The sequence below is a fragment of the Enterobacter cloacae genome (assembly GCF_011078175.1).
GTDB lineage: Bacteria > Pseudomonadota > Gammaproteobacteria > Enterobacterales > Enterobacteriaceae > Enterobacter > Enterobacter cloacae_Q.
Genome location: NZ_JAALCJ010000004.1, coordinates 125,441 through 143,628 on the forward strand (window position 1 = coordinate 125,441; position 18,188 = coordinate 143,628).

Below are 18,188 nucleotides of genomic sequence, written 5' to 3' on the forward strand. Positions count from 1 at the left end.
TATGGCGGTTTAGCAGTATGGATGTCCGAAAGAGAGTAAACAGCCTTTATCAGCTTTCAAATGACCAAAAAAGAATGTCATATAACGCCATGGAATAAGCAGCGAACTAGCGGGTGGAAAGCGTTTAGAGCAATGGCATTAATGATTTTCCATCAGGCGCATAACAACCTCTTCGCGCGGGGTTGAAATGGCTATTTTTAGACCAATCAACCCCAATTAACGCCAGGTCGACATTTGCGCAACCGTCACCGGGTGAACATACTGGTTACGAATACTCCCGGAGCGGCAACCCAACCCGCCACCCGCTGGAATCGGGAAGCGGTTGGCGGCGCTCTGGATCCGTTCAGCAGCTTCCTGACGCTGCGGGGCATTCGGACCCTCTCAGCGCGTAGAAAAGCACAGTGCCAACGCGCTGGCGATTGCGTAATGGCTGGCGCAGCGCCTTGCAAACGGCATTGCGCCGCAGCCGATCTGCCTCTCGGTAGGGATTGAGGATGCGAATAATCTGATAGACGATCTTCAGCAGACGCTGGAAAAGTGAGCAAAAAACGGCGGGCGTTGCGCCTGCCGTCATCAGATGACATTAGGCCTTAACGCCTTGATAACAAACTTATGTGAATCTGCACAGATTGTTTTTGAAACGCTGTTTCCATTTTCCTTTTTACTGTAAATCAGCGTATAATGCGCGCCAAATCCCTGGTGAATGGTTTCAGCGCTTGGAATACAAAAAACAACGTACAACTTCTCCTCTCCTTCGTTGGGCTGGCACTCAGGCACACTTTCTTCTGCACGCTCATTTGATGTCACCTATTCTTAGTGCGTGTCATAGACTCTTTCGCAACACAGGTTTGACTCCGCGGCGGTGCGCCCCCGGAGCGAGATTTCCATATCCTTCCCAACTTAAAGACTAAGACTGTCATGAAAAAGACGAAAATTGTTTGTACTATCGGCCCGAAAACCGAATCCGAAGAGATGCTGAGCAAAATGCTGGACGCCGGCATGAACGTGATGCGTCTGAACTTCTCCCACGGTGACTATGCAGAACATGGTCAGCGTATCCAGAACTTGCGCAACGTGATGAGCAAGACCGGTAAAAAAGCAGCGATCCTGCTCGACACCAAAGGTCCGGAAATCCGTACCATCAAACTGGAAGGCGGCAACGACGTTTCTCTGAAAGCGGGCCAGACCTTCACCTTCACCACCGACAAATCCGTTGTGGGTAACAGCGAAATCGTTGCTGTGACCTACGAAGGCTTCACCAGCGATCTGTCCGTCGGTAACACCGTACTGGTCGACGATGGTCTGATCGGTATGGAAGTTACCGCAATCGAAGGTAACAAGGTTATCTGTAAAGTGCTGAACAACGGCGACCTGGGCGAAAACAAAGGCGTTAACCTGCCGGGCGTTTCTATCGCGCTGCCAGCACTGGCTGAAAAAGACAAGCAAGACCTGATCTTCGGCTGCGAACAAGGCGTTGATTTCGTTGCAGCATCCTTCATCCGTAAACGTTCTGACGTGGTCGAAATTCGCGAGCACCTGAAAGCGCACGGCGGCGAGAAGATCCAGATCATCTCCAAAATCGAAAACCAGGAAGGCCTGAACAACTTCGATGAAATCCTCGAAGCGTCTGACGGCATCATGGTTGCACGTGGTGACCTGGGCGTAGAAATCCCGGTTGAAGAAGTGATTTTCGCGCAGAAGATGATGATCGAAAAATGTGTTCGCGCGCGTAAAGTGGTTATTACCGCTACGCAGATGCTGGACTCTATGATCAAAAACCCACGCCCGACCCGCGCTGAAGCCGGCGACGTGGCTAACGCCATCCTCGACGGTACCGATGCCGTTATGCTGTCCGGCGAATCCGCAAAAGGGAAATATCCTCTGGAAGCGGTTGGCATTATGGCGACCATCTGCGAACGTACTGACCGCGTGATGACCAGCCGTCTGGACTTCAACAACGACAGCCGCAAGCTGCGCATCACCGAAGCCGTTTGCCGCGGTGCGGTAGAAACTGCTGAGAAACTGGAAGCGCCACTGATTGTGGTTGCAACCCAGGGCGGTAAATCTGCGCGTGCCGTGCGTAAATACTTCCCGGATGCCACTATCCTGGCCCTGACCACCAACGAAACCACCGCGCGTCAGCTGGTGTTGAGCAAAGGCGTCGTTGCACACCTGGTTAAAGAGATTGCCTCTACTGACGATTTCTACATTCAGGGTAAAGCAATGGCTCTGGAAAGCGGTCTGGCGCAGAAAGGCGACGTTGTGGTTATGGTTTCTGGTGCGCTGGTTCCAAGCGGAACGACCAATACTGCATCCGTGCACGTGCTGTAATATTTCACGAACAAATTATAGTTTTGTTAAAAAGCGTCCTTCGGGGCGCTTTTTTTATTCCCGCCTTTAACCAGAACTATTCAAAAAGCAAATCGGGTTTTTCTATTTAATCGCGATTTATCTAAGATGAATCCGATGAAAAATGCCTTTTTTAACATAGCTTTTTCGTCAAAATTGCCGATTTCGTTGCTTCTTTGAGCGAACGATCAAAAATAGGCGTAATCCCATCAAAAAAATATTCTCAACCCAAAAAACTTTGTGTAATACTTGTAACGCTACATGGAGATTAACTCAATCTAGAGGGTATTAATAATGAATCGTACTAAACTGGTACTGGGCGCGGTAATCCTGGGTTCTACTCTGCTGGCAGGTTGCTCCAGCAACGCTAAAATCGATCAGCTGTCTTCTGACGTTCAGACTCTGAACGCTAAAGTTGACCAGCTGAGCAACGACGTGAACGCAATGCGTTCCGACGTTCAGGCTGCTAAAGACGACGCAGCTCGCGCTAACCAGCGTCTGGACAACCAGGCTACTAAATACCGTAAGTAATAGTACCTGTTAATAAAATGGCGCACATTGTGCGCCATTTTTTTTGCCTTCGTCAAACCTCTACTGAAGCGCTTTCTCTCCCTCGCCTTCCGTCACCGCCGCTGAGACACGACTGTTTTGTACCGACAGGACAGAATTGCTGGCTGAAGAACGACTGCCCGCTGAAACGGCAACCGGTATCCCCGCTCTGCGAGCCAGGGCCTTGTCGATTTGCGTTTTATCGCTACCTGACTCCGCGACAAAGGCGGTAAACGCCGCCGAGTGCGTGAACGGCACCGTCTGCGGGTTTTCTCCCTCAGCCTGTGCCAGGGGCCTGTGCACCTCGATATAACGTTTGCCGTCCGGCTCGACGGAGAACTTCACCGGCTCATTGATAATCTGCACCCGCGTACCGACGCGCACGTGTTCAAACAACGCTTTGATATCCGGTGCGTTCATTCGCATACAGCCCGAACTGACCCGCAGCCCTACGCTGTCCGGGGCGCTGGTGCCGTGGATAAGATATTCCCCATTCCCGATGCCCAGACGCAGCGCATAGCGCCCCAACGGGTTATTTGGCCCTGCGGGTACCACAGGCGGTAGTTTAATGCCCTGCGCCAGTGAGCGCGCTCTGATGCCCGCTGTGGGGGTCCAGGTAGGGTTAGGGATTTTCTGACTCACACGGGTGGTACTGACCGGTGTTTCCAGCCCAAGTTGACCAATACCCAGAGGATAAACCTGTACGATATTTTCACCAGGCGGATAAAAATAAAGACGCAGCTCCGCCAGATTCACAACGATACCTTCACGCTCGGTGTCCGGCAGTAGCATCTGGGAAGGGATCGTAATGACCGTTCCTGGCGCAGGGTTCACCGGTGCAATGGTATTATTGGTTTCAAGGATGAGCTGTGCGGCGGTATTAAACCGACGGGCGATAGACTGAAGTTTATTGTCACCTTCCTGAATGGTGTATGTCTGGTTTTGCCCAATCAGGCGGCTACCTGCGGGCGGTAAAGGATAATCAACCGCCCTGGCTGAATTAACAGCACTGAGCGAACCAAGAAGTAATAGTGTTATTAGAGACGCGCGCTTCATGCTGAGATTCCTTATTCACTGACCTAACGTCAGAAAGCTGAAAAACCAGCGAGGTGGAAACCACCCCGCGAAACAGAATGAATGCTGTTCTGAAAGTTTAGCTAAGGATTGCGGCTTTGGCGCGGATGGCGCGGATCATCGCTTCCAGCCCCTGGGATCGGGACGGGGTGAGGTGTTGGGTTAAGGCCATTTTTTCAAACCACGGGCGGACGTCAAAGGCGACAATATCCTGCGCCGACATCTGGTGATAAAGAATAAAGACGACGGCAATAAGTCCCTTCACGATGGCGGCATCGCTGTCACCCTGTAATTCGATGACGCCTTCATCCGTCTGCTGCATCTGGATCCAGACCTGGCTCTGACAGCCCTGGATGATGTTGTCCGGATTATGCGCCTCTTCGCTGAGCGGCGGCAGGCGCTGGCCCAGCTCAATAATATAAAGGTATTTCTCTTCCCAGTTTGCGCATCGCCCAAAGTTGCGCAGCAATTTATCTCTATCCGGCAAATCAGCCATCTCTCGCCTCTCCGTTAGCCAAGCAGCTGGTGAATACGTTTCAGTCCCGCCACCAGTCTGTCGACCTCTTCCGTTGTGTTGTACATCACCAGCGATGCGCGGCACATGGCCGGAACCTGATAATACGCCATCAGCGGCATCGCGCAGTGATGCCCGGTACGTACGGCGACGCCGTAATTATCAAGGAAACTGCCCACATCATAGGCGTGATGCTTGCCGAGGTTGAAGGCTATCACACCCAGACGGTCAGCAGGGCCATATAAGGTCAGTTCCGGGACGCTGGCAAGCTCCTGCAAGGCATAATGCATCAGCTGCTGTTCGTACTCCTGAATCGCCGCCAGCCCCGTTTCAGAGACGTAGCTAATGGCCGCGCCCAGCCCGATGATCCCGCCCGTGTTGGGCGTACCCGCCTCGAAGCGCCAGGGCGCACGGGCGTAGGTCGTTCCTTCCGTCAGGCTGACGGTGGCGATCATTGACCCGCCCCCTTCCCACGGCGGCATGGCCTGGAGAATGTCCTCTTTAACATACAATACGCCGATGCCTGTCGGGCCATAGAGCTTGTGCCCGGAGAAGACGTAGAAATCGCAGTCCAGGGCCTGAACGTCAACCGCATGGTGCATCACCGCCTGGGCACCATCAATCAACACTTTCGCACCGGCCTGACGGGCTTTGTCGACGATCAGCGCCACCGGATTTTCCGTGCCCAGCACGTTTGAAACGTGGGTAACTGCCACCAGCCGCGTTCTGTCGTCCAGCAGAGCGTCCAGCTTTTCCAGCTGGAGCGTGCCGTCTTCATTCAGGGGGATCACCCGCAGTTGCGCTCCTACACGCTCACAGAGCATCTGCCAGGGAACGATGTTGGCGTGGTGCTCCATCTGGGTGATGATGATGTTATCCCCCGCGCGCACCTGCGCATTGCCCCAGCTGTTAGCCACCAGGTTGATCCCTTCGGTGGTGCCGCGCACGAACACCAGCTCTTCCGGCGAACGCGCGTTGAGGAAGGCTGCAACCTGCGTGCGCACGTTTTCCATGCGCTGGGTCGCCTCGGCGCTCAGGGTGTGGATCCCGCGATGTACCGCCGCATATCCGTGGCGGTAAAACCCGGCTTCCGCATCCACCACCTGATTTGGTTTTTGCGCGCTGGCCGCACTGTCGAGATAGGCCAGCGGCAGACCGTTCACTTCACGGGTCAGTACCGGAAAATCTGCCCGGACTTTCTCTACGGGAAATGTCATGCTTCGCCTCCAGGCAGCCGCTGACCGATACGGGCCAGCACCTGCTGTTTAAGTCCGCCATCGGCTAGCGCTTCCGTCAGCTCAGCCGCAAAGGCGTAAATAATCATCTTTTGCGCGGCCTGCTGGTCTATCCCGCGCGAGCGCAGGTAGAACATCTGCTCATCGTCAATACGCCCGACCGTCGCGCCGTGGCTGCATTTCACGTCGTCCGCATAGATTTCCAGCTGTGGTTTGGTGTCCACCTCTGCCAGACGTCCCAGCAAGAGATTGTTGTTGGTCATCTGCCCGTCGGTTTTGATGGCGTGCTGCGCCACGTTGATCAGGCCGTTAAACACCGCACGTCCTTTGTCGCTAACGATGGTTTTGTGCAGCTGACGGCTGTTGCAGTAGCCTTTGTTATGCTCAAGCCAGGTGCGCGTGTCGCACACTTCTGACTTCACCGGCATCGCCAGGCTGTTAATACGCAGCGTAGTGTTCTCACCGTTCAGCTGGGTGCTGGTATTGTGGCGCAGCACCGCGCCGCCAAGCAGGAAGCTGTGGCTGTACGCCGCGGCATCCTGGCCCAGCAGAATATCGTTGTGGGCAAAGTGCTGACTGAGCGGATTCTCAAACGCCAGCTTTATGTGGTGCAGCTGGGCATTGGCCGCCACGTTCATCGTCAGACGCGAACCGGTGAAATGACGGGTATCGTTAAGACTGGCGTAATGCTCGATCACCGTTGCCTCTGCCCCTTCTGCCAGCTCAAGATGGTGGCGATAGTGGGCGGTGTTAATCTCATCCCCCGCAACGCCCTGGGTGATATGCATCAGCAGCAGCGGTTTCGCCGGGCGCTGGTTACGCTTAACGCGAATATGGGTGACAGACTGCGACAGGCTCTCTGTCAGGTGCAGGAAGATTTCAGGCTGAACGGGCGCGTTCAGCGACTGACGTTCATCGTTAATGACGATATCGAACCCGCTCTCCTGCACGCTGTCGCTCAGCTCCGCACGGAACTGACCGTCGACAAACACCAGACGCACGGCATCCACGTTCAGCGCCAGCCTGTCGCGCTGACCGGGGCTGACCTGCGCCAGACGGGTGACAAACTCGCCGTTCAGCAGGCCATCCAGCGGGGTATATTTCCAGTTCTCATGTTTACGCGTCGGTAAACCGAGACGCAGCATCTGCTGAAGATGGTGCTGAGCCTGTTCTGAACGCGCCCCACCCTGCGCTTCAAACAGCCGGTGCCACTGCTGAAGTGCATTACTGCTGTTCGGTAAGCCAGCCATAACCCTGCTCCTCCAGTTGTTTAACCAGCGTAAAGTCACCGGATTTCACAATGCGTCCCTGGTAAAGCACGTGGACATAGTCCGGTTTGATGTAGTCCAGAATTCGCTGGTAGTGAGTGACGATGATAAATGAGCGGTTGCCGTCACGCAGGGCGTTCACCCCGTCGGCAACGATCTTCAGGGCATCGATATCCAGCCCTGAATCGGTCTCATCGAGAATGCACAGCGCTGGCTCCAGAACCGCCATTTGCAGAATATCGTTACGTTTCTTCTCACCGCCGGAGAAACCCACGTTTACCGAGCGGGTCAGCAGATCTTCCGGCATTTTCAGCAGCTTGATCTTCTCTTCCATCAGATCCTGAAAGTCAAAGCGATCCAGCGCCTCAAGGCCGCGATACTTGCGCACCGCGTTCAGCGCGGTTTGCAGGAAGAACTGGTTGCTGACGCCCGGAATTTCCACCGGATACTGGAAGGCCATAAAGATGCCCTCGCCGGCACGCTCTTCCGGCGACATCTCCAGCAAATCTTTGCCGTTGAACTCAACGGAGCCGCTGGTGACTTCATAATCTTCGCGTCCTGCCAGCGTCGCTGAAAGCGTACTTTTCCCGGAGCCGTTTGGCCCCATGATGGCGTGAACTTCACCCGGTTTGACGTCAAAATTGAGGCCACGCAGGATCTCTTTCTCTTCCACGCTAACCTGTAAATCTTTAATGCTTAACATGTGCTTTCCTTAACCGACGCTGTGTTCAAGACTAATGGCGAGGAGTTTCTGGGCTTCAACGGCAAATTCCAGCGGCAGTTCAGAGAACACGTCCTTACAGAAGCCGTTAACGATCATTGAAATCGCATCTTCTTCACTGATCCCGCGTTGCAGGCAGTAGAACAGCTGATCTTCACCGATGCGTGACGTAGTCGCCTCATGCTCGAGCTGGGCGCTGTTATTGCGGCATTCGACGTACGGGAAGGTATGCGCCCCGCAGTCCGCGCCAATCAGCATGGAGTCACACTGGGTGAAGTTACGCGCGTTGGTGGCCGTCGGCATGATTTTCACCAGCCCGCGATAGCTGTTCTGGCTGTGACCGGCAGAGATCCCTTTGGAGATGATGGTCGATTTGGTGTTTTTACCGATGTGGATCATCTTGGTGCCGGTGTCGGCCTGCTGATGACCGCTGGTCAGCGCCACGGAATAAAACTCACCGATGGAATTGTCCCCGCGCAGAATACAGCTCGGGTACTTCCAGGTAATGGCGGAGCCGGTTTCTGACTGCGTCCAGGACATTTTGCTGTTTTCACCTTCGCACAGCGCACGCTTGGTGACGAAGTTCAGAATACCACCGGTGTTGCCGTCGCCCGGGAACCAGTTCTGTACCGTAGAGTATTTCACTTCTGCGTCTTTATGGATGATCACCTCTACCACCGCCGCGTGCAGCTGGTAGCTGTCGCGCACAGGAGCGGAGCACCCTTCGATGTAGCTAACGTAGCTGCCTTCATCGGCCACCAGGATGGTGCGTTCAAACTGGCCGGTTTTTTCCGCGTTAATGCGGAAATAGGTCGAGAGCTCCATCGGGCAGCGCACGCCTTTCGGCACGTAGATAAATGTGCCGTCTGACGCCACCGCCGCATTCAGTGCCGCGAAGAAGTTATCGTTACTGGGTACCACGGTGCCAATGTACTTTTTCACCAGCTCCGGGTGATCGTGAATGGCTTCCCCAAAGGAGCAGAAAATTATCCCCTGCTCCGCCAGTTTTTCACGGTAGGTGGTTGCCACCGAGACGGAGTCAAAAATGGCATCTACCGCCACCTCTTTGCCTTCACGCACGGGTACACCAAGCTGATTGAACGCCTCTTCTACCTCTTTACTCAGGAAGCTGTTCTCGGCACCGGTTTGCTGTACCGCGCCGGGCTGCGAGGCACAGGTATCATCACAGCTGCCGCATGAGGGGGCGGAATAGTAGCTGTAATCCTGATAGTTCAGCTTATCGTAATGCGCTTTCAGCCAGTGGGGTTCTTCCATCTCCAGCCACGCGCGGAATGCGCTCAGGCGAAACTCGAGCATCCACTCCGGCTCATTGCGTTTCGCCGAAATGGCACGCACGACCTCTTCGTTAATGCCTTTCGCCAGCTCATCGGTTTGCAGCTGCGTGAAGAAACCCTCTTTATAGTTGAGGTGTCCGCCGCTCCAGGTGTTTACATCACTCGTTGCTTCAGTATTACGAGACATAGTACCGCCTATACCCCAAAGCTTTCGCCACAGCCGCATTCGTTCTGGGCTTTCGGGTTATGAAATTTGAATAACTGGTTTAAACCTTCCCGAACGTAGTCGACTTCGGTTCCATCGATAAACGGCATAGCCTGTAGCGCGACGTATAACTTTGCACCGTCGGTTTCAAAGACCAGATCGTCTTTTTCAGGTTCGGTAACGGTGTCCAGCACGTAGCCAAATCCCGCGCAGCCAGTCTGCTTTACGCCTAAGCGTACGCCGAGGATGTCGGGATTTTTTGCCACCAGCTCATGAATGTGTGCCGCCGCCGCAGGCGTCAGCGTTAAGCCACGCCAGGCAAAATCGGCCGGATTGAAGGTTTCTGAATGCAATTCCATAGGTCCACCTCATCTGATAAGCCACCAGGGCATTACACCATGTTAGTGATAACGATTATCACTTCAACCCCCTGCGAGCAGGGGCTTTGGGCTAAACCGCCCTTTTTGGCTACTTTCTTTAAGCATAGACTCTGTAACAGGATGCGGATGGGAGGGTGCAATTTATTCAATATATTGATAGATAAAGTATTTCATAAGAAATAACTGTACGGTGGCGGGCAATAAAAAAAAGGTATTGGAAATACCTATTTTTAAGATAGCTATCTCAAGAAAAGAAAGAAGACGTGAAAAAACAAAAAGGCCCTGATGGACCCCTTAACGTCAGTGATGGAACGAAACGGAGAACCCTTGCTCACGCCAGTGATCGAGCTGTTCCTGTTGGCGAGGTGTTGGCGTTTTACCGGTCCATACGAAGATTTTTTGTCCTGGGAAAAGTTCCGGACGCGGAGAGTCAATCGGCTCAGCCAGCACGTCGATATGCCAGCCCTTGTAGGCAAGACGGGCCGCTTCCAGCCACAAATGCGTACGGTCATCGCACTCCCACCCGACCAGCAGCGCATCTTTACCTGCTTTTTTTCGCGATTCAACCAGGCTGGTTACGGCAAATTCAATCAGGACACCGTCGAGCAGGCTCGCCATATGGCGCACCGTATTTTGATCCTGGTTCATTCGCTGTCGCACAGGGGTGATGATGTTGTCTATCAGAACATCCATCGCATGGTCTCGACGAAACTCACCGATTTTGGCGCGCAATTTTGCCGGGCTGGCATAGCGCAGAACGGTTAACATCTCTTCCTGAAACGATGCCCAGTTCCCCTGGGTCAGCACTTCTGTATTTTCAAGAAGCGCTTTTACTTTACCGACCGACACGCCTGTTTTCATCAGGCGCTTGATCTCTTCTATACGCAGGATATCTTCATCGTCAAACTGACGATGACCCCCTTCGCTTCGCTGCGGCTTCAACAATCCATAACGGCGCTGCCAGGCACGCAGCGTAACGGGGTTGATACCGCATCGTTCGGCCACTTCGCCGATACTGTAATAGGCCATTAACTCCCTCACGCACAATACTTCCATACCTAACCAAACCAACCTTATCAGATTGTACAAATCATTTGTATAACTAACTCCTCGTTCAGAAACAAGTGAATGGCTCAACGAACCCCTCACTCGTTAATGTATTGTTGTATAAATTTAGCGATACGTACAGGTCACTCTTTAGAGTTACGTACAAGTTTTTTATAAATCAAACTTTTTCTCGGGCCAGGCAATCGCCGGAACGCCCCCCAGGCGCGGGCTGGCGAACAGGTGTCCCTGGAATTGAGAAATCCCGGCAGATTCCAGCCACATCCACTCTTCAGCCAGCTCTACGCCTACCGCACAGAACAATATTTCCAAAGACGCGCAGCATTTGATGATCGCCTGAACGATAGCCTGACGCGGGCCGCTCTTGTGTACGTTGGCAATCAAATCGCGGTTAATCTTGATTCTGTCCGGCTGGAACTGGGCCAGCAGCTGTAGACCGGCGAATCCCGCGCCAAAGTGATCGATGGCCACGCTAATACCGGCGCTTTTTAGCTGTCTCACCGCGCTGGTGAACTCTTCAAAGCGCGAGATCGCCTCGCTCTCGGTAAACTCGACCACAATCTGCTCCGGCACAAAACCGTTCGCCTCAATTGACGTGAGTAAAAAATCGACGGCGCCAGGCACATTGACCAGCGTCATCGGCAGCAGATTAATGGACAACGTTTGAGTCTGAAGGCCCAGCGCGCTGGCCATCGACAGGGCCACCTGCTTACTCTTCAGATCCGATTCGTACAGCGCCTCACGCGACAGGTTGGCAAAATAGCTTTCCGGGGACTCACCGGACGGCGTGCGGATCAGGGCTTCCCAGGAAACAACCTGCTGCATAAACGGATCGACGATAGGTTGAAACGCGAAGCTACAGTCCGCCCCCTTTGCCACTACCGTTGGCTGGGAGGACAACGGCGTGTTTTCGGTCACAAACTCCCAGGCGTCAGCCGGAGGCAGCTCAAAGTAGTTGGCTTTTTCAGTAGCCTCAACGAAGGTGCGGAAAAATTGCAGGGCGCGATCGTTATAGGTCAGCTGATAGCGGGTTGTGCCTTTATCAAGAACCTGTTGCAGCACTTCGTCGGTATCGTACTGACGAAGGTCAAAGAGCTCCATACCCACATTGCCAAAACGTCTTGAAGGCCCGTGATCGCTCAGCAATTCGACCACGTTGTGATGCCGTGGGTCACGGCAGATGAGCTCATAAATCTCCTTAACGTTTTCAGCGGGCCCTTCAAGTAACTGAAAAAAGTGTGTGCCGTTAAACAGCAAAATCCCCGTCACATCGGACTGGCGATTTCTACAATTTGCAGCAGCGACCATATCTTCCAGCGCTTTCACTGGAACGTCATCACAGATATGACTGCGGTAAATGATGGTTGTGAGCATGCTAATCCTGAAGATTGAGGGAGTGGCCACGCAAACACGTGGAGAGACTTCTGTTATAGCATATTAATTGCCCAACAAATAATTTACATCTCAACGATTTACACGATTTCTTTGCGCCATTTCCTGGCTTGTACAACTCCGCGACGCCGCTTCGGATTGTACAATATATCTTGTGGGCCCAGTAGTAAAATGTATAAATATAACTATATGATAAATAGGAACATTATAAAATAAACTATAAAATTTTTAAAAATCTGTACATTTTAAATGTACAGATTTGAAAATTATGTATACCTTAAATGTAACGTTACTGATTACGAAAATTTACAGGAGCGAAACATGCAGCAGAACGGACAACTCGCAAACTCAGCAACAGCGATTGCGCAGTACTTCGAAAAAGCCGCGCTTCCTACCCAGCAGGAGACATTGGGTCAGGTTGTTGTTGAAATCCTAAGCGATGGGCGGAGTCTGAATCGCAAATCGCTCTGCACAAAACTGCTGAGTCGCCTTGAAAAGGCTAAAGGCCCGGAAGAGGAACATCATTATCACATGCTGCTTGGCCTGCTTTTCGAACGTTAATGTCATGGACAGCAGTGATGCAGACAGACTGATCGACCAGCTTATTGGAGAAGCCACTCTTTCACTTTTGAAGGAGCGCGGTCCCGTGACGACCGAGGGATTGGTTCAGCGTCTGCGTAACATGCAAGCATATGAAACGGATCCCCAGCGGCGGGAGACATTAGCGCGAGTAATAGCTGAAATCAGCTCTGGCACGGTCGCTTTTAAAGGTCGCAGAACCGCACAAGGACGAATACAGAGAGAGGGATCTCTCAAAAATAACCGAGACAATGTAGTGCCGTTATTTGGAAATGGAAAACCGTCCGATCCTAAAAAGATACATTGACTACAACTTTACAGCTACGGTGAGAACAAATGAGACAAAATATTCAGCTTCAACCCGAATACCACTCCGCCTTTCTAGATAGCGCGTTGTCGGAGTATTTCCGTCACGCAGGCGATCGCTTTGCTGAAGAGTCTGCCATTTTTTCAACTGCGGTTCGTTGTGTTCTTGCTTCCGAAGGTCATCTGACCAACAAAGCGATCATTCTCTGGCTGATCCAGACGCTGGAATCCACCGATGATGTCGTTAAGGCGGATGTGATCCGTAAGACGCTGGAAATTGTCGTCGGTTACACCATGGACGATCTTTAACGCTTCTCCCTTCCCATCCATATGGGTTGCGTGTCATCGACAATTCTGACGAACAGAGTGACGATGACACGCCTTCTCATTCATAACACCCTGATAATCAAGCACGCTGAATGTGGCATGGATCCTGCTTAGTCCGCTATGGGACTGGGCTTTCCAGTAAACATTGCTTCATTTCTTAACAGGTCTGTTATTGATGAAAAAAATCGCCAGCGTCTGCCCCTACTGTGGTGCAGGCTGCAAACTTAACCTCGTCGTTGAAAATAACCGAATTATCCGTGCCGAAGCCGCTGATGGGGTAACCAATCAGGGTACGCTTTGCCTGAAAGGTTTCTACGGCTGGGACTTTCTAAACGACACACGTCTGCTTACCCCCCGTCTGACGCAGCCCATGATCCGCTACAGCAAAGGCGAGCCCTTTACCCCTGTTACCTGGGAAGAGGCCATTCGCTACACTGCTCAGAGGCTTAAAAGCATCAAAGAACAGTACGGCCCTCGGTCCATTATGACCACGGGTTCCTCACGGGGAACGGGCAATGAGACCAACTATGTGATGCAAAAATTTGCCCGAGCGGTGCTGAATACTAACAACGTCGACTGCTGCGCCCGCGTCTGTCACGGTCCGTCCGTTGCCGGTTTACAGGAGACCCTCGGCAACGGCGCCATGAGCAATTCCATTAACGATATTGAAAACTCAAAATGCCTGCTGGTGTTCGGCTATAACTGCGCCGACTCTCACCCCATCGTCGCCCGACGCGTGCTTAAAGCACGTGAAAATGGCGCTAAAATCATCGTCTGCGATCCGCGTCATATTGAAACGGCACGCATTGCCGATCTTCATCTTCCGTTGAAGAATGGCAGTAACATGGCGCTGGTCAATGCCTTTGGCTATGTCCTGCTTGAAGAGGAACTGTACGACAAAAATTACGTTGCCCGCTTTACAGAAGGACTTGAGGCCTACCGACTCACGGTAAAAGATTACGCACCCGAGCAGGTTGAACATCTGACGGGCATTCCCGCACAGGATGTTCGTCAGGCAATGCGCACGTTTGCGGCGGCGCCTTCAGCGACGGTGATGTGGGGAATGGGCGTCACACAGTTTGGTCAGGCGGTCGATGTGGTAAAAGGTCTCTCCAGCCTGGCGCTGCTGACCGGCAATCTGGGCCGCCCTGCCGTCGGCGTAGGCCCGGTTCGCGGGCAAAATAACGTTCAGGGTGCCTGCGATATGGGCGTTTTGCCCAACATGTTCCCCGGCTACCAGGACGTCACCGATCCGGCGGTCAGACAGAAATTTGCCGATGCGTGGAAAATCAATGTCAGCCGGATGGACGATCGCGTCGGGACGCGGATCACCGAAGTGCCGCATCTCGCGCTGGAAGGTAAGATCAAAGCATATTACATCATGGGGGAAGATCCGCTTCAGACGGAAGCCGATCTGGGCCTGGTCCGCCGCGGCTTTGAGGCGCTCGATTTTGTGGTGGTTCAGGACATCTTTATGACCAAAACGGCAGAGGTGGCTGACGTGCTGCTTCCTGCCACATCATGGGGAGAACACGCCGGCGTGTTCACCTGTGCCGATCGCGGCTTCCAGCGTTTCGGCAAAGCCATAGAGGCCAGCGGCAACGTCAGGCGCGACTGGGAGATCATTAGCCTGCTGGCCACGGAGATGGGTTATCCCATGCATTACGAGAATAACCAGCAGATCTGGGACGAAATGCGCGAGCTGTGCCCCCTCTTCTACGGCGTGACCTACGAAAAAATGGGCGAGATGGGCCATGTGCAGTGGCCCTGCCCAACCCTCGATCATCCCGGCACCCCCTACCTGTACAAGGATAATCAATTCGACACCCCCACTGGCAAAGGTCAGTTATTTGCCGCCCCCTGGCGCGCGCCAGCGGAGACGCCGGATGCGAATTACCCGCTGGTACTGTGCACGGTGCGCGAAGTCGGTCATTACTCCTGTCGCTCGATGACCGGGAACTGCGCGGCGCTGCAAAGCCTGGCCGACGAGCCGGGCCAGGTACAAATGAACCCGGCCGACGCGGATGAGCGGGGGATCGCCAACGGCCAGCTGGTCTGGGTAGGTTCACGCCGGGGTAAAGTGATCACGCGCGCCAGCATCAGCGAGCGCATCAATGCGGGAGCAATCTATATGACCTACCAGTGGTGGATTGGCGCCTGTAATGAGCTGACGCAGGATAATCTCGACCCGATCTCCAGAACGCCGGAAACGAAATATTGCGCCGTGCAGCTGGAGGCGATCGAGGACCAGCGCTGGGCGGAGGATTTTGCGGCTTCCGCGTACCAGACCATGAAGACGCGGCTGATCGCTGCGGTTAACGTTTAAATGCATTGCCGGGCGGCGGCTATCGCTGCCCGGCCCGCTATCCGCTGCCGTTTTACACTATTAGTTTAGTTGTGCATTATTCTTTTTCAGGTATTCGCGAAGCAGGTTCGGACGGCTCTTTTTCTCCATCATCCTTCTCAACAGTACGATCAGCTCGTAATCGCTTCGCAGATTAAATTTCTGCATCATCATATATTTATGGGTAAAAACCGTTTTTTCGCTCACCTTCAACGCGTTCGCGGTCTGCACCACCGACAGCCCCCGGTAAAAATTGACCATAATACGAATCTGTTGCCGGGATAAACCTTTATGCTGGCAGTCGAAACAGGTCTTTTTATTCCACGTGTAACCCGGTAATTGCGTCGCGAACCACGCAATAAACAGAACGCCGCTTATACGATCGAGCGACGCCCGGCGCGGGAGAAAAATGATGTCCTGAAAGCAGGAAGGCGGTGCCGAGAAGCGTAGTTCATCGTCGACGAGACCTATCACAATCCCCTTTTGCCGGGCCAGTAACGCCGGAAAACAGGTCAGCGTTTCCCCCTGACATAATGAAAGAACAATAATATCGGCCTGGCTGACGTTTTCACTGGTCAGCGCCAGATTAAATGTGATGGAGCAATGAAAGTTAAGCTTAAAAAAATCGTCGAAAAAGCGCTGTAGCCCAGCCTGAAAAAACAGATCCGTTTCCTGAATCAGAATATTTAACATAGTTTACACCAACGTCTTTAATAAACGCTTATCACCGGCATTCAGTTGTACTGCATCGTCATTACCACAACCGCACTGATGCTTCCCGGCGTGGCGCCCCCCGTCATGGATTTTACCGAGGCCAGCATAGGTAATGTCGCGGTTCTGTCCGCGGCAAGGATCTGGGTCATGCTGGAGCCTGTTCCTTTAAGCGCACCGGTTTGGGCATCGCGCATGGCTATCGCCACATGTGTGGCCGAACCGCTGTTCATAAAATAGTCCGCACCCGCCTCGGGATCGGGGCTGCCGGTGAAAGCGACGGTCACACTCTGCGTTCCGGTTGGGCATTGAGTAAACAGCAGACTGAAAGGCACCGGATCCGATGTTGCGCCCGGCGTTGCCATATTGGTTGCCTGAATATTGCCCAGGTTGACATCAAGGCGGTTACTACCGCCATTAAATATGCACGGCGACGCCACGATATTTCCCCTCACACCGATGCTGATGCTATCAGCGGAGAAAGCCTTCCCGCTGAGTAAAGCCAGTAACAGCAGTGTCCCGTATATTATTTTCATCTTCGTAGCTGCTACTGATAGGTCAAATTAAGGGTGGCGCTGGCGTGTTTTAACCGTGTTGTCGCAAAACAGAATTTATGGGAGCACTTTTCACACCTGCTGATCTATACCGCATCGCGCGTCTACGAACATTGCGCCCAGATATCGCAAATGTCGGCTTATGACATTATCCGCTTTCAGCTGGTCGAGCTGATGCAGGAGCCGGAAGCCATAAGACAAAACATTACCGCCGCAGCCTACATCAAAAGCCGTACCTATCTTTCACGCAGCGGCATTATGCGGATCCTCGCGGAGTTACGGACGGGAAAATACATCACCATGGAGCGCGGCGTGCTGGTAGATATCCATCATTTACCCCGTAAGTACTGAGCCTGTATTTAACTCTGGAGAAGGTGGAAAAGAAGAGCGACACTATAGAAAGTAATATCTCTTTCCAGGTTAACGCTATGTCTTCTGACAAACCATCGCATCGCGGCTCTCCCTATGCTCAGGAACTGATTTCTCATTTACAGCCGCACTGCACCACGCACAAAACCGATCGCGGCGAGCGACTTGATCTCCAGGTGAACGGGCAGAGCATGTGTTATTTAATTCTTGAGGGCACGGTCGCCATATACAGAAGAAGCAACGACATGATGCTTTCGACAGCACGCAGCCCCGCCCTGTTTGGCCTCGCTAATCTGACGGATATTTATTTTACCGATTATCTCAGAACGGTGACGCCTTGCCTGATCGGTGTGCTCACGACCGATCGGGTGTCTGAAATTATTAAAGAGGAAGCGTTGTGGGGGGTGCTTTCCAGACATCTGATGTTTGTTTACAACCGCCTCTATCACAACGTTATGCCGAAAGGCGCGCCTACTGCATACGAGATGATTCGTCATCAGCTCGTGCTGCTGATGCAGGAAGATGACAGCTACCGACGCAGCGTGACGGCGGAAAGGTACATCAGGGATAAAACTCAGCTTTCCCGCAGCGGTGTAATGCGGATACTGGCTGACCTGAAAACAGGCGGGTTCATCGAAATGGAAGAAGGCCGGCTCATTAAAATAAACAAACTGCCTGCCAAATACTGAAAGTCAGACACAAAAAAGGCCGCGCTTGCGGCCTTTTCTTCACTGCTTAATGGACGTGAACGCCCAACCGCCAGGCAAAGTAGATCTCTTCTTTCAGTTCGTTTGAAGAGAGCGCCAGCAAATCCGTAAATTCCAGTTCAAGCTGTTTCAGCTTTTTCAGGTACTGTGCGGGAGACAGATTGCTGTTATCGCGACGTAAATATTCAATTGCCAGCTGTGTTGGGGTTATTTCAGTATCCATGATGTCCTCGCTTATGTTCAA

General features: G+C 52.9%; 20 protein-coding genes and 2 pseudogenes. 10 read left to right on the forward strand and 12 right to left on the reverse strand.

Annotated features, from left to right (window positions below; translation table 11 throughout):
* Positions 1 to 312: 312 nt before the first annotated feature.
* The 4 genes and pseudogenes from G6Q29_RS10250 to lpp all read left to right on the forward strand — a co-directional run.
* Positions 313 to 541 (forward strand): annotated as a pseudogene (locus tag G6Q29_RS10250) (PLP-dependent transferase); the annotation flags it as partial.
* Between the two features lie 73 nt (positions 542 to 614).
* Positions 615 to 911, forward strand: a complete 297-nt coding sequence (locus G6Q29_RS21880; RefSeq protein ID WP_431732536.1) for a hypothetical protein — start codon at positions 615 to 617, stop codon at positions 909 to 911.
* A gap of 7 nt (positions 912 to 918) precedes the next feature.
* A complete protein-coding gene (gene pykF / locus G6Q29_RS10255) occupies positions 919 to 2,331 on the forward strand; it encodes a pyruvate kinase PykF (RefSeq protein WP_014883536.1) in 1,413 nt (470 codons plus the stop codon).
* 312 nt (positions 2,332 to 2,643) lie between these two features.
* Positions 2,644 to 2,880, forward strand: a complete 237-nt coding sequence (lpp, locus tag G6Q29_RS10260; RefSeq protein WP_001082307.1) for a murein lipoprotein Lpp — start codon at positions 2,644 to 2,646, stop codon at positions 2,878 to 2,880.
* Positions 2,881 to 2,940: 60 nt separating this feature from the next.
* Here lpp and ldtE read toward each other — a convergent pair whose 3' ends face one another.
* The 9 genes from ldtE to G6Q29_RS10305 form a co-directional block, all read right to left on the reverse strand.
* Positions 2,941 to 3,954, reverse strand: a complete 1,014-nt coding sequence (ldtE, locus tag G6Q29_RS10265; RefSeq protein WP_165465520.1) for a L,D-transpeptidase LdtE — start codon at positions 3,952 to 3,954, stop codon at positions 2,941 to 2,943.
* 97 nt (positions 3,955 to 4,051) lie between these two features.
* Positions 4,052 to 4,468, reverse strand: coding sequence for a cysteine desulfuration protein SufE (gene sufE / locus G6Q29_RS10270; protein WP_165465521.1), 417 nt, complete (start codon positions 4,466 to 4,468; stop codon positions 4,052 to 4,054).
* A gap of 14 nt (positions 4,469 to 4,482) precedes the next feature.
* The gene (sufS, locus tag G6Q29_RS10275; protein WP_165465522.1) at positions 4,483 to 5,703 is read right to left on the reverse strand and encodes a cysteine desulfurase SufS; all 1,221 of its coding nucleotides are present in this window, start codon (positions 5,701 to 5,703) and stop codon (positions 4,483 to 4,485) included.
* Positions 5,700 to 6,971 (reverse strand): Fe-S cluster assembly protein SufD, encoded by a 1,272-nt coding sequence (gene sufD, locus G6Q29_RS10280; RefSeq protein WP_165465523.1) that lies wholly within the window; start codon positions 6,969 to 6,971, stop codon positions 5,700 to 5,702. Before sufD ends, sufS begins: the two co-directional genes overlap by 4 nt.
* Positions 6,946 to 7,692, reverse strand: coding sequence for a Fe-S cluster assembly ATPase SufC (gene sufC / locus G6Q29_RS10285; protein ID WP_165465524.1), 747 nt, complete (start codon positions 7,690 to 7,692; stop codon positions 6,946 to 6,948). The genes sufD and sufC overlap by 26 nt, the downstream gene beginning before the upstream one ends.
* A 9-nt stretch (positions 7,693 to 7,701) precedes the next feature.
* Positions 7,702 to 9,192, reverse strand: coding sequence for a Fe-S cluster assembly protein SufB (gene sufB, locus G6Q29_RS10290; RefSeq protein ID WP_003857739.1), 1,491 nt, complete (start codon positions 9,190 to 9,192; stop codon positions 7,702 to 7,704).
* An 8-nt stretch (positions 9,193 to 9,200) separates the two neighbouring features.
* The gene (gene sufA, locus G6Q29_RS10295) at positions 9,201 to 9,569 is read right to left on the reverse strand and encodes a Fe-S cluster assembly scaffold SufA (protein ID WP_003857741.1); all 369 of its coding nucleotides are present in this window, start codon (positions 9,567 to 9,569) and stop codon (positions 9,201 to 9,203) included.
* Positions 9,570 to 9,890: 321 nt separating this feature from the next.
* On the reverse strand, positions 9,891 to 10,619 hold the full coding sequence (locus G6Q29_RS10300) for a MerR family transcriptional regulator (RefSeq protein WP_165465525.1): 729 nt from the start codon (positions 10,617 to 10,619) through the stop codon (positions 9,891 to 9,893).
* A 189-nt stretch (positions 10,620 to 10,808) separates the two neighbouring features.
* Positions 10,809 to 12,029, reverse strand: a complete 1,221-nt coding sequence (locus G6Q29_RS10305; RefSeq protein WP_165465526.1) for a diguanylate phosphodiesterase — start codon at positions 12,027 to 12,029, stop codon at positions 10,809 to 10,811.
* Positions 12,030 to 12,368: 339 nt separating this feature from the next.
* Here G6Q29_RS10305 and ycgZ point away from each other — a divergent pair, with 339 nt between their 5' ends.
* The 4 genes from ycgZ to fdhF all read left to right on the forward strand — a co-directional run bounded on the left by ycgZ (position 12,369) and on the right by fdhF (position 15,585).
* Complete coding sequence (gene ycgZ, locus G6Q29_RS10310; protein WP_165465527.1) at positions 12,369 to 12,608, forward strand: regulatory protein YcgZ; 240 nt, start codon at positions 12,369 to 12,371, stop codon at positions 12,606 to 12,608.
* 4 nt (positions 12,609 to 12,612) lie between these two features.
* Positions 12,613 to 12,933: a hypothetical protein gene (locus tag G6Q29_RS10315; protein WP_165465528.1), complete on the forward strand. Its 321-nt coding sequence runs from the start codon at positions 12,613 to 12,615 to the stop codon at positions 12,931 to 12,933.
* Positions 12,934 to 12,962: 29 nt separating this feature from the next.
* Positions 12,963 to 13,241: a biofilm/acid-resistance regulator YmgB/AriR gene (locus tag G6Q29_RS10320; RefSeq protein WP_003857748.1), complete on the forward strand. Its 279-nt coding sequence runs from the start codon at positions 12,963 to 12,965 to the stop codon at positions 13,239 to 13,241.
* 193 nt (positions 13,242 to 13,434) lie between these two features.
* Entirely contained in the window at positions 13,435 to 15,585 is a 2,151-nt protein-coding gene (fdhF, locus tag G6Q29_RS10325) for a formate dehydrogenase subunit alpha (protein WP_165465529.1), read from the forward strand.
* A gap of 60 nt (positions 15,586 to 15,645) precedes the next feature.
* On the opposite strand, the gene G6Q29_RS10330 is transcribed toward fdhF, so the two are convergent.
* Both G6Q29_RS10330 and G6Q29_RS10335 read right to left on the reverse strand, forming a co-directional pair.
* On the reverse strand, positions 15,646 to 16,296 hold the full coding sequence (locus tag G6Q29_RS10330; protein WP_165465530.1) for a helix-turn-helix transcriptional regulator: 651 nt from the start codon (positions 16,294 to 16,296) through the stop codon (positions 15,646 to 15,648).
* Between the two features lie 41 nt (positions 16,297 to 16,337).
* Positions 16,338 to 16,850, reverse strand: a complete 513-nt coding sequence (locus tag G6Q29_RS10335; RefSeq protein ID WP_165465531.1) for a fimbrial protein — start codon at positions 16,848 to 16,850, stop codon at positions 16,338 to 16,340.
* A gap of 33 nt (positions 16,851 to 16,883) precedes the next feature.
* On the opposite strand from G6Q29_RS10335, the pseudogene G6Q29_RS10340 reads away from it, so the two are divergent.
* Both G6Q29_RS10340 and G6Q29_RS10345 read left to right on the forward strand, forming a co-directional pair.
* Positions 16,884 to 17,219, forward strand: a pseudogene (locus G6Q29_RS10340) (helix-turn-helix domain-containing protein); the annotation flags it as partial.
* A 77-nt stretch (positions 17,220 to 17,296) separates the two neighbouring features.
* Entirely contained in the window at positions 17,297 to 17,926 is a 630-nt protein-coding gene (locus G6Q29_RS10345) for a helix-turn-helix domain-containing protein (RefSeq protein ID WP_165465532.1), read from the forward strand.
* 46 nt (positions 17,927 to 17,972) lie between these two features.
* On the opposite strand, the gene G6Q29_RS10350 is transcribed toward G6Q29_RS10345, so the two are convergent.
* Complete coding sequence (locus G6Q29_RS10350; protein ID WP_013096972.1) at positions 17,973 to 18,167, reverse strand: YdiH family protein; 195 nt, start codon at positions 18,165 to 18,167, stop codon at positions 17,973 to 17,975.
* Positions 18,168 to 18,188 lie beyond the last annotated feature (21 nt).